Here is a 13,192-nt window from a genome sequence, read left to right as displayed (position 1 = left end):
TTTACCATAAGGAGAAGGGAAAAGATTATGATCATTTATACAGGAAAAGATTACTATGACGTAAGCAGAAAAGCAGCAAACATCATGTCTGCACAGATCATCATGAAGCCAAATGCTGTTCTTGGACTTGCTACAGGCTCCACACCGGTGGGAATGTACAAGCAGCTGATCGAGTGGTACAAAAAAGGAGATCTGGACTTTTCGCAGATCACATCCGTAAATCTTGATGAATACAAAGGACTTTCCGGAGATAACGATCAGAGCTATCGTTATTTTATGAACACAAATCTGTTTGACCATGTAAATATCGATAAGGCAAGAACCTATGTGCCAAACGGACTGGAAGAGGACAGTGAGAAAGCCTGCGCGGATTACAATGAGATCATCCGCAGCGTGGGTGGTATCGATATGCAGCTGCTTGGAATCGGCGGAAACGGTCACATCGGCTTCAACGAGCCGGGTGCAGCATTTGAGAAGGAGACTCACTGCGTAGACCTTACGGAGAGCACCATCAAGGCAAATGCAAGATTCTTTGAGACTATGGATGATGTGCCGAAGCAGGCATATACCATGGGTATCAAAAACATCATGACTGCAAAGAAAATCCTTCTGGTCGCTACCGGAGAGGCAAAGGCAGATGCCCTTTACAAATCTCTCTACGGACCGATCACGCCCAACGTGCCGGCATCTATCCTGCAGCTTCACCCGGATGTGACGGTAGTGGCCGATGAAGGCGCTTTAAAGCTGATCCGTGAGAAAGGACTGCTGTAAGAGATACAGAGGAAATTTCCGCGAATTAAATGAACGCAGATCACGGATATCCGTTTGAGTCAAGAGGATATCAGGGATCACTCATGGGATTTTCCTGATTTGGTTAATAAAGAAAGCTTCGATCTAACTCTCATCGATGAGCGATGTGCTCAGAGAGTGGATCGAAGCTTTTTGTGCTTTCGGGACGTAAACCTGCAGGTGGCTGCAAACAGGCCGGTGGGCCGGACATTTGCATTCTCAGGCTTTTTTCAACGTTTTGTGATAAATCATGACAGAAACGATGGCTGTAAACACCTCTGTGATCCAGAATGCGTTCCATACGCCATCAGGACCCATAAAATGGGACAGAAGATATGCGGTGGGCATGATAACGACCACATAGCGGAAAAGGGAAATTACAAGGGACTGCGTGCCTTTTCCAAGGCCTTCCATGGCACCGGAAGTGGTAACGGATACAGCAGAAACAAGAAAGCCGGCGCTGATGATCTTCAGTGCTCTGGAGCCAGCGACAATGGTTTCCGGGGTAGTTGTGAAAAGTCCCATAAGCTGTCCGGATGCCAGGAGGCAGATAACGGTTCCAAAGAGCATGATCACACAGCTGGATTCCAGGGTGAGCCGGAAGATTTTTTTCACACGCTTCATCTCACGGGCACCGAAGTTATAACCGATCAGCGGGCGCATTCCCTGGATGATTCCGTTGGCCGGGAGATACAGGAAGGTCTGCAGTTTGTAATAAATGCCAAGGATCACCACATAGCTGTCCGAGTAAGCGGCCAGCACGGAGTTCAGAAAAGAGATCAGAAACGATGGCAGTGCAAGGTTCAGGATCGCGGGAACACCGATGGCATACAGGCTCAGATCCGTTACTTTGCTTGTTTTCAGGGCTTTGGGTGTTACACGTACAGGAATAGGCTTCAGGGTATAAAAGACCATATAGACCGCAATGGTGAGCACCTGGCCGATGCCAGTAGCCAGAGCTGCGCCCCGGATACCCAGCTTCGGGAAAAAGCCGATTCCCCAGATCAGGAACGGGTCCAGGATGATGTTGCTGATACATCCCACAAGCAGGGCGAGCATGGATACTTTCATCCGTCCTACAGCCTGGAAAAGTTTTTCGAAGAAAAGGCTGATGGCAATTACTGTGGAAAACAGGAAAACGATGGTAGAATACTCCAGCCCCATTCGGATCACTGTTTCATCCTGGGTGTACATCTGAAGGAATACGGGCATAACAGCGATGCTGATCACAGTCATCAGGATCCCGTGGATCACAGACAGAAAAAATCCGTGGGTTGCGGCAGTGTCTGCCATTTTTTTGTCCCCTGCGCCAAGGTGATAGGAAACTCTGGCGTTGATTCCGATCCCGAAGCCAATGGCAACGGCGTTGATCATGTTCTGGACCGGATAGACAAGGGACAGGGCGGTCATGGCCTGCTCGCTGATCTGTGCCACGAAGAAGCTGTCCACAATGTTGTATAGTGAGTTTACAAGCATGGAAAAGACCATAGGCAGCGCCATGGATGCCAGCAGCGGGCCGACAGGCTTTTCCTTCATAAATGTGCTGTTCATGAAAAATCCCCCTTTATATCAGAATCGTAAGAATATCAGGTGCGGAAAACAGAGCGTGTTTTTTGTGCATAATAAAAGCCACACAATCTGTCTTCTCGAATCGGACAGATTGTGTGGCGAAAAAAGTTCAAAACTGAAAAATCCACACGTTGTTTTAGTGTTTTCACATTAACAAAAAACAGTGCTGATGTCAAGACCGCACGCAGGAGAAACACCATAAAAAGCTGCAAAAAGAAAGGCTTGATATAAAATCGGAGAGGATTGGCAACATTAGACAGGTGCGTGCGGATACGGGCAATATCAGCCCTGAAAAGGTCGTTCTGGCAATATGCACAAAACTTGTCGAACCATGGTGGATAAGTGAAAAACTTTCCAAAAAGTTTTCCACATGACAAAAATCCGCAAATCCGCCAATAATCAAGTTATGCACAAATTTATCCACATTATCCACAAGGATAACCATGTGGATGACCTGATTTACATAAATAAATTTAAACATATGTTTTGTGTAAAATGATAAAATTGTAAAAAATGGGAAAAAAGTTTTTAAAACTATTGACATTTTTAAATTCTAAATATCATAAAATTTATTGCAAAAAAGACATAATACAAAAGAATAAAAATAAATAATCAGATAATAATGAGTAAATTCTTGAAAAACTAATCTATTTAAAAGGGGGACTATCGGATGTATGGAAATGAGGATAAAAAAGAACAGTGCCCAGTTAAAACGATCACTGCAAGGTGTTGAAAAGTCATTTTCAGGTGTGGATAAATGTGGATAACCAAAAAATCCTCCGCAGAACCGGAAAGATCTGCGGAGGATTTTTTTAACTATTTTGTTTCATACGTTTGATCACCTTCAGACGTGTAAACTCTTCACGCTCTTTTTCTTCCAGAGCATTGGTGATATCTCGGGTGAGAGTTTCGTATCTGGGGATGGTGATGTTTTTCAGCGCATTGGCACGCTTCTGGGTTTTTTTGATGTTGGTGGCAAGACGGATGGCGGCGTTTTCGATCATGGAGAGCTGGATGGACAGCTCCTTTACACGCTCGAAGGCTGCCTTGGCCTCGTCCAGGGACAGCTTGGTGCTGTAGTAGGCGTAGGTCGGCGTGTTGCCTGCTTTTTTGTCATATTCCACAAGAGGGATCTCGGTTCCCATGACGCTCCTGGTTTTGATTCGGATGGAATCTTCCACAGGAACGGTATGAGAGATCTGGTCTACGAAAGCGATTCCAATTTCCATATTTGCCTTCTGAAGAGCCGCATAAGCGGTACGGAAGGTCTCATCGATCTGTGACTGGATATCCTTTGCCTGATCGATCAGCTCCATCATTTCACGGATCAGGATATTACGCTTTTTGTCCATAAGCTCATAGCCCTGTTTGGAAAGAGCCAGAGAGTTTTTTGCAAGTATGAGATTTCCCTTGGTGGGAAAGGTATTCGGATCCATAAAATCACCTCACTAACGGACGGTTTCTCTGTAATACTGATCCAGAACTTTGGTATCGATACGGTCGAGCTCTTCTCTTGGAAGAAGGCCAAGAAGCTCCCAGCCCTTATCCAGAGTTTCGATGATGCTTCGATTCTCTGTTTCTGACTGTCCTACAAACTCTGCCTCGAAGGCTTTTCCGAATACAAGGTACTGCTTATCCAGCGGAGAAAGCTCATCCTCACCGATAACGGATGCCAGAGCTCTTGCATCGCCTACCTTTGCGTAGCAGGAGAAGAGCTGGTTGGCAACATCCTGATGATCGGCACGTGTGAAGCCTTCACCGATACCGTCCTTCATCAGACGGGACAGGGATGGCAGAACATTGATCGGCGGATAGATCGCCTGACCGTGAAGCTGGCGGTCCAGTACGATCTGGCCTTCTGTGATATATCCGGTAAGGTCCGGGATCGGGTGTGTGATGTCGTCGTTTGGCATGGTCAGGATTGGGATCTGGGTTACAGACCCGGTGCCGCCACGGACGATTCCCGCACGCTCGTAAAGGGTTGCAAGCTCACTGTACAGATATCCGGGATAACCCTTTCGGGAAGGAATCTCACCCTTGGAGGAGGAAACCTCTCGCATGGCCTCACAGAAGGAGGTGATATCAGTCAGGATTACCAGGATATGCATGCCTTTTTCAAAAGCAAGATACTCAGCGGCAGTGAGGGCGATCTTCGGTGTCAGAAGACGCTCTACAACCGGATCGTTTGCAAGGTTCAAAAACATCACAACGTGGTCGGACGCACCGCTTTCTTCGAAGGTCCTGCGGAAGAATTCCGCTACGTCGTATTTCACACCCATTGCTGCAAAAACAATGGCGAATTTCTCATCGGAGTCTGCTCCCAGGGAAGCCTGCTGAACGATCTGTGCAGCCAGCTTATCATGTGGAAGACCGTTACCGGAAAAGATCGGCAGCTTCTGGCCGCGGATCAGTGTGGTCAGTCCGTCAATAGCGGAGATACCGGTGTTGATATAGTTTCGTGGATATTCACGGGTTACCGGATTCAGCGGAAGCCCGTTAATGTTCAGGCTGACCTCCGGTGTGATCTCGCCAAGCCCGTCAATGGGCTGGCCGATACCGTTAAAGGTACGTCCCAGGATCTCAGGAGAAAGCCCGATCTCCATAGGATGTCCGGTAAGACGTGTGTGTGTATTGCCGAGGGACATATTGTCAGTTCCCTCAAAAACCTGGATAACGGCCTTGTCCTCATAGATTTCCACGATACGGCCGATCTTTTGAGTGCCGTCCTCCATGTGGAATTCCACGATCTCCTCGTAAGATGCGTTTTTTACACCCTCAAGGACAACAAGAGGGCCGTTTATTTCACTCAGGCCAAGATATTCGATTGCCATAAACTGATCCCTCCTTTAACCGTTTCTTTCCAGTACATTGTCGTAGAAGCGGTCGATATCTTTATGATATTCATCAAAACGCTCCGGCTCTTTATTTGGAACCTCGTATTTGATGGCGATGATACGTTCAAAGATCTTATCCTCCTTCAGCACGGAAACCGGCATGCCACGGTTTACAAGGGCACGGCATTTTTCGTAGAGATAGAGGATGGTTTCCATCATCAGGAACTGCTTTTCCATAGGAACACTGGTGTCCTCCTGGTGAAAAGCGTTCTGCTGCAGGAAGCCCAGACGGATAACCCTGGCGATCTCCAGCGTCAGCTTCTGATCATCCGGAAGAACATCGCTTCCGATCAGCTTGACGATCTCCATAAGAGAGCTTTCCTGGTTGAGGATAGCCATGATCTGGTTTCTGTCATAAACGAATTTCGGGGAGACATGCTCTCTGTACCAGGGAGTCAGGTCCTCCAGATATTCGCTGTAGCTGGTCAGCCACTGGATGGCAGGGAAGTGACGGGCATAGGCAAGAGCCTTGTCCAGTCCCCAGAAACAGCGGACAAAACGTTTGGTATTCTGTGTGACCGGCTCGGAGAAATCACCACCCTGAGGGGAAACTGCACCGATAATGGATACGGAACCCTCTGTTCCGTTCAGGTTCTGCATCATTCCCGCGCGCTCATAGAAGGCGGAAAGCTTACTTGCCAGATATGCAGGGAAGCCTTCCTCTGCAGGCATCTCCTCCAGACGTCCGGAAAGCTCACGGAGAGCCTCGGCCCATCGGGATGTGGAGTCTGCCATGATCGCTACATCATAACCCATATCACGGTAATATTCCGCAAGTGTGACACCTGTATAGATAGAAGCCTCACGGGCTGCAACCGGCATGTTGGAGGTGTTGGCGATCAGTGTGGTACGGTCCATCATCAGGTTTCCGGATTTCGGGTCGATCAGCTTGCTGAAGTCCTCAAGAACCTGTGTCATCTCGTTTCCACGCTCGCCACAGCCGATGTAGATGATGATATCTGCGTCTGACCACTTGGCGATCTGGTGCTGTGTCATGGTTTTTCCTGTTCCGAATCCGCCGGGAACTGCGGCAGTGCCTCCCTTGGCAATAGGGAAAAGGGTATCCAGGATTCGCTGACCGGTAAGGAGCGGAACGCTGGCCGGGAAACGCTTGTAGGTCGGCCGTGGAACACGGATCGGCCATTTCTGGGCAAGTGCCAGTTCTTTTTCAGTTCCGTCATCAAGGCGGATGGTAACAATGGGCTCCAGAACGGTATAGGCACCGTCAGGAGCTGCATGGATAACGGTTCCGTGTGTGATCGTGGGCGGAACCATGGATTTGTGAAGGATGGAGGCGGTTTCCTGTGTCTCGGCAATAACCGTGCCTGCACCGATGACGTCACCTTCCTTTACGGTAATGTGGGTTTCCCATTTTTTTTCTGTGTCAAGAGAGTCAACGCTGACACCACGGGAAATATATTTTCCAGAGGCCTGGGCAATCTCTGCCAGAGGTCTCTGGATACCATCAAAAATATTGTGGATGATTCCCGGACCAAGGAGAACGGAAATAGCGTCTCCTGTTCCGATAACAGTTTCTCCGGGTTTCAGCCCTGTAGTTTCCTCAAAAACCTGTATGGTCGTCATATGTTTCTTAAGACCGATGACTTCTCCAACCAGTTTTTCGGGGCCTACATAGACCATCTCGGAGATCTTGAAGCCGGTGTCGCCCTTGAGGTAGATAACAGGACCGTTAACACCGTAGATAATACCTGTTTTACTCATGTGCTGGACCTCCGTCAAATTTGAATTCTCTGTAAGCTGCCTGATAGCCTTCCTCAAAGGAATTGTCGATGAGGATATTTTTTTCAGGGATTATCGCCTTGATCCCGCCGATAAAGGATTCATCGGAAACCTTCAGCGGGAAACCGGTCTTTACAGTGAGAGACTTCAGACGGGGTTCATCTTCTTTTGAAAGATAGATCTGGATCTCATCGTGTTCCGCGAAGCAGACAGCTTCTTCAATTTTTGTACAAAGATATTCTTCATAACGGGAAGATTCCATGAATTTCAGGATCTGTTCCCGGACTTCAGCAAAAAGTTTTTCTTTTAAGCGGCTCTGTCTGGCAGTCCAGTCACGCCGGATGTGAAGCTGCTCTGCGGAAAGTGCCTTGTTGATCTCGCGCTTTGCGTTTGCAATCTCGGCTTTGCGGGAGCTGGCGGCGTTTTCCAGAGACATTTTTTTATGTTCCTCCAGTGCGGCATCCAGGGATTCCTTGTGTTCCCGGACATCTTTTTCCGCCTGACGGCGTGCTTCGTCCACGGAGGTGTCATAGAAGTGTTTAAGCTTCTCTTCAATTGTCATAATATCACCTGCCTATAATTTTAATCCGATGGCCTCATTTACATAAGATGTAATGAAATCAGGTCTGCGGCCGGTACCATGTCTGTCAGGAATTTCAATGATGAGAGGTGTTTTGTGATGAAGCTTGACATCATCAATGATCTCAGGAAACTCCCGGCCGAATTTTTCGGTCAGGAGTATGATTCCGATCTCTTTGTCTGCGATGGTGCGCTCCAGAGCTTCCTTCAGCTCGTCGTGCTCATGAACGATCACACCCTCTACACCGGCCAGTCTCATTCCTGTCAGAGTATCAATATTGTCACTGATCAGATACATTTTCATATCAAAGTTTACCCAGGATCATGAAGGAGATGATCAGTCCATAAAGAGCAACACCTTCGGCAAGACCTACGAAGATAAGAGATTTACCAAGGATGCTCTGATCCTCACTGATCGCTCCAAGTGCTGCGCTTGCCGCACTGGCAACGGCAATACCACCACCGATACAGGAAAGTCCGGTAACAAGTGCTGCTGCGATGTAACCCATACCTGTTGCAAGGCCTGCGTCAGCGCCTGTAGCAGCTTGTACGGAAGCTCCGCCTGCAAATGTTACTGCAATGGCAACAAGCATGATCCCGAAGAAGAAAAAGGCGTTGACACCAAGAGCTGTTTTGTAGCGGCCGCGGCTTTTTTCGCCGAGAAGATAATAACCAAATGGAAGAATGATGCTGAGTACAAGTGCAACTGCGATTGTGATCTGTGTAATGACTGTCATGATGATGACCTCCTTAATATTCGTTTAATTGAATGCCCGGATCAGAATGCGTTCCGACTCTGGCATTTTATTTGTTTTTTGAGCAGAACGGCTCGAATTTCCGTCCGCTGCCCTTGTAAAAACGGCTGAACATTTCGTAATATTCCAGACGGAGTACCTGGATACCTACGATCAGGCCCTCCATAGCGCATACGAACAGGTTTCCGAGAATGATGACGATCCAGTTCGGACTGCCGTTTTCTGCGCCTGCAAGCATAAGTACAACCTCCATCATAGCTGCGTGGCTGACTGCAAAAGCACCGATACGCACGAAGGAGAGTGTATTGGAAAAGTAGCTCAGGATAACCTCGAACAGTTCAAAGATACCCTGTACGATAAACATGCCTTTTTCTTTTGGCATAACCTCGGCCTTTTTTTCTACCAGGTTTGTAAGAGGCTCCTTGAAGAAAATAAGAAGCAGCGGTAAACCAAACATAATGGCAAGGACTGCACCACCCGGAACTGCATGCCCGGATACAAAGAGTCCGATGCAGAGAACTGCGGAGCCATAAAATACAAGTCCTGCCACAGCGTTGGTGTCAAACCAAGTTTTTTCAACATCATGCGTCTTAAAGGAATTGATGATGTTGAAAACCATACACAGGAGGATGATTCCCATGCCGAAGCCGATGGCAACGATAAATACGGTATTCAGTTTTCCGATAAAAGGTATGGTCGTCATACTGTCCACAGGCCGCAGCCACAGAGCAGGTATGACATCCTCAAATCCAAAGATACTTCCGAACATCAGACCGAAAAATGTGGAAAAGACTCCGGCGCAGCTGATGATTCCGGCAAGATCGATATGCTTCAGCTTGTACAGGAGCAATCCTCCGATAAAGAGCAGGAGTCCCTGTCCTGCATCACCGAACATGGCTCCGAAAATAAAGGAGTAGGTGATGGCAACAAACCAGGTGGGGTCCATCTCGCCATAGGCGGGAAGTCCGTACATTTTTACATACATTTCAAAGGGCTTGAAAAGCTTCGGGTTTTTCAGCTTGGTCGGCGGCTGATGGTTCTGGTCGTGCTCCGGCGTATTGGTATCTTCTCCGTCTACCAGGCAGAAGATTTTTTCGTCGGATGAGATATCGGCTTGAAAAGCTCTGGTGTCGGCTTCTGTCATCCAGCCGCAGAGAATATAGAAATTTTCATGCTTTCCGGTGCAGGCTGCCGCTTTCCGGACATCGAAATTTCTGGAAAACTGAAGAAGTGTGTTTCTGGCGGTAACGATGGTTTCTGCCTGATCCGCAAGAAATCTCTGGTATTTCTGCTTCTTTGTTTCAAGATGTTTCATGGCATCCTCGTATTGTTTGCTTACGCTTGAAAATGCCTGCTGGGCAGTTCCGGTATAATTATCCGGCACAAAGATCTTCTCAAAGTGCATAGAAGAGTAGGCGGCATCAATTTTGTGTGCTTCGTGCTTCGGTACGAAGTAAACGCCCCAGACGTATTGGTCATCTTCATCGCATTTAAGGAAGATCGTGTTCAGATTGTCGTAAATATATTTCTTGAATTTCTCATAATACTGTTTCTCGATACGTCCGAAATGAAAATGGATATACTTCAGATGAAGTATGGATGAAATATCATAATCAATATTTCGGAAGGGACGTATGATCCGCAGTGACTCTTCCAGAGAGGAACATTTTTCTTCCAGTTCGGACTGTTCCTTCTGGAGCTGATCCGCCTGGGAGCGGATCTCCTTTACTGTGGAAAGTGCTGTTTCAATACCCGGGCTTCTGTTGGAAGTGGACGGAGGAGTTTTCAGCTCCTCATAAATGGTATTGATGGAATTTAAGGCATCTCTGTAGGGGTTGACATCCAGGAAAGGCGTCAGACTTTCTACTGTGGTCAGCTCTGAGAGAGCGTTTTCCAGATGGATCTCGTACTTGCACAGGTAGGTGTTTACAACCCGGTCGATATCTGCCTTGGGACCGGTGATGCTTAGAAAATTCATTTTTTCAATCACGTTGCTACCTCCTGGTTATTAACCGTTGCGTATATAACGCAGGGATTGTTCTGGGTCCACGCCATAGCGCACGCATTCAAGGGCAATGGTCAGACGGTTGACTTCATGTTCTTTGTGATATAAATAGGAATAGATGACTGCTACAGAATAGGGATCCTTGCGTGCTTCCTGTTCCAGTATGCTGCGAAGAATATAGTTATAAAATTCTTCCAGACTGGCGACGGTCAGCTGTTCGTATTTCTTACCATAATAAGTTCCATTGAAGATACGACGGAACTCTTCTGGTGTAGGGGCCTCCACAAGGGTGGTGATCTCCTCTTTGCGGAGCTTGTAGTTCATGGGGACCAGCAATGCGTAAATAGCAGCCGGTTCCATCTGAAAGCAGCGTTTGGAGCGCTGGATGAACTGCAGGTTCAGCATATCGAATTTTTCACCGTAAGCCTTGGTGATCTGTTTCAGATCGTTACCTTTGAAAAGCTTCTTCCGCACATTCCAGATCTGTGAAAAATACGAAAGGTCAAGTGCCATGCCGAAGTCAAAAAGCGTGGCATTTCCACGTTCGTTGACCTGAGACAGCGGAATAAAAAAATCATTTCCCTTCAGTGCCGCAATGAATTCATCCATATTGGTGCAGGCGGTAAGCCTGTCAATGTCCAGCTTGGAATGATGTTTGAAAAAATCGCGGTAGGGAGAAATATCTACGGGATCGGTGTCCCGGTGGTCAAAGAGATTCGTCATGATTTCTTTCAGGACGCGGATCTCATAACGCTTCGAGTAAAGCGACAGGAACGTTCGCTGTTCCTGATTTGCAAAGTGGTAAAGCCTTGAAAAATTCAGGAAGATGGATTTCTTCAGGAGTTTTTCTATCTGTCCGCGGTGAAGATCATTTTCATCGAGACCGGACCAGATATTCTGATATTCCGGAGTCCGTTTCAGGTAGGCTGTTACCTGTGGGACATTGGGAAGCTGAACGATTTCTTCCAGCTGCTCATCTGTCACAAGCCTGCTCTGCATGGCGCGGATCTTGGTGGAGAGTCCGCTGTATGAGAGGACAGAGCCCATTGAATCACTTCCTTTCCCTTCAGGTTTCGGTGATGCCTGTTATTTTCTGAAACAGCTCACTGCAAAGACTTTCGTGATGGGCTTCGTAATAGGCATCCAGCCTGGATAGCTGGTCTTCGGTTTCTGCACGAAGCTCATTGATCCGGGCGTCTTTCTCGTGGGCCAGATTTTCACGGATCTTCCGGATCTCGTCGCTGGTTTCTTTTTCAAGTGAAGCGTCGAATTCCTTCGTCTGTTTTTCTGCTTCTTCCGAGAGAGCCTGTTTCTGTCGCGCAGCGTCCTGCATGATGGCATTGGCTGTAGCTTCGATTTCCGAAAGCTTATTTAGGATTTGTTCCATAACGCCCTCCTTGTTTGTTTATTGTTTATAATTGATTTTTATATGATACACCTTTTTTATGGTAAAAACAACTAAAATTTTGTTAATTTTTATGCAAACTTTTGAGTGAAATGTGGGTAAAAAGATATTTTTTGGGGGTTTTGTGGGAAAAGAGGAAAACCGCAAAGGGGCCATAAAGTCATGGCCCCTCTGCACACCCCTCGGGCTTTTTTTAGGAGTTCTTGGTTGTGGTGGTGTGAGGTTGTTGACTTGTGTATGTATGCTGCGGTGTTGGATGTGTGAGGTTGAGCCGATGTGTGTGGATGCGGATGGTGTTGGGGGGTGGACGGCGAGGCGCGTTGCTGTCGCCTGGTTGAGGATTTTTTTTATTTTTTGCTTGCGGCGGGGTGGGGGTTACATGTATAGTTGAATATTGGGATGCATTGTACAGGGTGTTTTATCGGATATTCTGGAAGAGGAATGATGATTTTTTTGGATTTGTGCAGGTATTCTGGTTTGTGTGGCTGGTGGCGGATGTATTATAGTGGTTTCATTGGTTTTGGGAATTGTTATAGACTGCTTTTGCTGGCTGCGAGAGGTAGTTATTTGATTTGTATATTATAGGAAGATTAATTTGGAGGTTATTTATGAGATTACGTAATATTCCCGGGGCGAAGGATGCGATTTTGGAGTGTGACTGGGTGATTGATGAACCGGAGAAGTTTAAAGGGGAATGGGCGAGTGTTTTTGGGGAGAAGAGACCGCTTTTTCTTGAGGTTGGCATGGGAAAAGGGCGTTTTCTGATGGATATGGCGAGGCTGCATCCGGAGAGGAATTATGTTGGGATTGAGATGTATGACAGTGTGCTGCTTCGGGCACTTCAGAAGAGGGAGGAACTTGAGGAGGCCGGGGAGGAGTTTTCAAATCTGGTGTTTATCCGTGTGGATGCAAGGCTTTTGCCGGAGATTTTTGAGAAGGATGAGGTTGACGGGATTTATCTGAATTTTTCCGATCCGTGGCCGAAGGCCCGTCATGCCAAGAGAAGACTGACTTCCAGGGAGTTTTTGAAGAGGTATGAGCAGGTCCTGAAAAAAGAGGGTACTGTGGAATTTAAGACAGATAACCGTGGATTGTTTGAATTTTCCCTGGAAGAGGTGAAGGAGTCTGACTGGAACCTGGAGGTTTGTACGTTTGATCTTCATCATGATGAGGAGCTGGTGAAGGGAAATGTGATGACGGAGTATGAGGAGAAGTTTTCTTCCATGGGCAATCCGATCTGTAAGATGGTGATCAGACAAAAATAGAAGAGGTAAGGTTAAGTGGTTTTCAGAAGGTATCTGATATCAAAGCTTATCTGACGCATAGATATTCTGCATTAATATAGAAGGTTGTTTTATCGGGCTGATCTGTAAACAGATCGGCCTGTTTTCATATAATAAATAAGAGGGAGCGTCAGGCAGGAATATACGAATCTGCAGGAGAAGCTGCCTGATCT

Annotated in this window: 12 protein-coding genes; 2 read left to right on the top strand and 10 right to left on the bottom strand. The window is 47.1% G+C overall.

The features are described from left to right. Nucleotides 1-27 precede the first annotated feature (27 nt). The gene (nagB, locus tag BN3261_RS11180; protein WP_015525385.1) at nt 28-771 is read left to right on the top strand and encodes a glucosamine-6-phosphate deaminase; all 744 of its coding nucleotides are present in this window, start codon (nt 28-30) and stop codon (nt 769-771) included. Nucleotides 772-1,008: 237 nt separating this feature from the next. Here the strand turns inward: nagB and BN3261_RS11175 are convergent, their stop codons facing one another. The 10 genes from BN3261_RS11175 to BN3261_RS11130 all read right to left on the bottom strand — a co-directional run bounded on the left by BN3261_RS11175 (nt 1,009) and on the right by BN3261_RS11130 (nt 11,718). Next, nucleotides 1,009-2,340, bottom strand: coding sequence for an MATE family efflux transporter (locus BN3261_RS11175; RefSeq protein ID WP_059086267.1), 1,332 nt, complete (start codon nt 2,338-2,340; stop codon nt 1,009-1,011). Between the two features lie 830 nt (nt 2,341-3,170). Then, a complete protein-coding gene (locus BN3261_RS11170; protein WP_059086266.1) occupies nt 3,171-3,794 on the bottom strand; it encodes a V-type ATP synthase subunit D in 624 nt (207 codons plus the stop codon). Between the two features lie 12 nt (nt 3,795-3,806). Beyond that, the gene (locus BN3261_RS11165) at nt 3,807-5,189 is read right to left on the bottom strand and encodes a V-type ATP synthase subunit B (protein ID WP_015525388.1); all 1,383 of its coding nucleotides are present in this window, start codon (nt 5,187-5,189) and stop codon (nt 3,807-3,809) included. Between the two features lie 15 nt (nt 5,190-5,204). Continuing rightward, a complete protein-coding gene (locus BN3261_RS11160; RefSeq protein WP_015525389.1) occupies nt 5,205-6,974 on the bottom strand; it encodes a V-type ATP synthase subunit A in 1,770 nt (589 codons plus the stop codon). Continuing rightward, entirely contained in the window at nt 6,967-7,554 is a 588-nt protein-coding gene (locus BN3261_RS11155) for a V-type ATP synthase subunit E (protein WP_059086265.1), read from the bottom strand. The genes BN3261_RS11160 and BN3261_RS11155 overlap by 8 nt, the downstream gene beginning before the upstream one ends. Before the next feature lie 12 nt (nt 7,555-7,566). Then, nucleotides 7,567-7,875: a V-type ATP synthase subunit F gene (locus BN3261_RS11150; RefSeq protein ID WP_021653137.1), complete on the bottom strand. Its 309-nt coding sequence runs from the start codon at nt 7,873-7,875 to the stop codon at nt 7,567-7,569. A gap of 1 nt (nt 7,876) precedes the next feature. Next, on the bottom strand, nt 7,877-8,308 hold the full coding sequence (locus BN3261_RS11145) for an ATP synthase subunit C (protein ID WP_015525392.1): 432 nt from the start codon (nt 8,306-8,308) through the stop codon (nt 7,877-7,879). A gap of 67 nt (nt 8,309-8,375) precedes the next feature. Then, complete coding sequence (locus tag BN3261_RS11140; RefSeq protein WP_059086264.1) at nt 8,376-10,316, bottom strand: V-type ATP synthase subunit I; 1,941 nt, start codon at nt 10,314-10,316, stop codon at nt 8,376-8,378. A gap of 18 nt (nt 10,317-10,334) precedes the next feature. Then, nucleotides 10,335-11,378, bottom strand: a complete 1,044-nt coding sequence (locus tag BN3261_RS11135; protein WP_059086263.1) for a V0D/AC39 family V-type ATPase subunit — start codon at nt 11,376-11,378, stop codon at nt 10,335-10,337. A gap of 19 nt (nt 11,379-11,397) precedes the next feature. Then, nucleotides 11,398-11,718, bottom strand: a complete 321-nt coding sequence (locus BN3261_RS11130) for a hypothetical protein (protein ID WP_059086262.1) — start codon at nt 11,716-11,718, stop codon at nt 11,398-11,400. 626 nt (nt 11,719-12,344) lie between these two features. Between BN3261_RS11130 and trmB the strand changes: the two genes are divergently transcribed. Beyond that, nucleotides 12,345-13,001 (top strand): tRNA (guanosine(46)-N7)-methyltransferase TrmB, encoded by a 657-nt coding sequence (gene trmB, locus BN3261_RS11125; protein WP_059086261.1) that lies wholly within the window; start codon nt 12,345-12,347, stop codon nt 12,999-13,001. The last annotated feature ends 191 nt before the right edge of the window (nt 13,002-13,192 follow it).

This window comes from Blautia massiliensis (ex Durand et al. 2017) (assembly GCF_001487165.1).
GTDB classification, from domain to species: domain Bacteria; phylum Bacillota; class Clostridia; order Lachnospirales; family Lachnospiraceae; genus Blautia_A; species Blautia_A fusiformis.
Note: the sequence above shows the minus strand (reverse complement) of the source record. Positions and strands in the feature narration are given on the sequence as shown.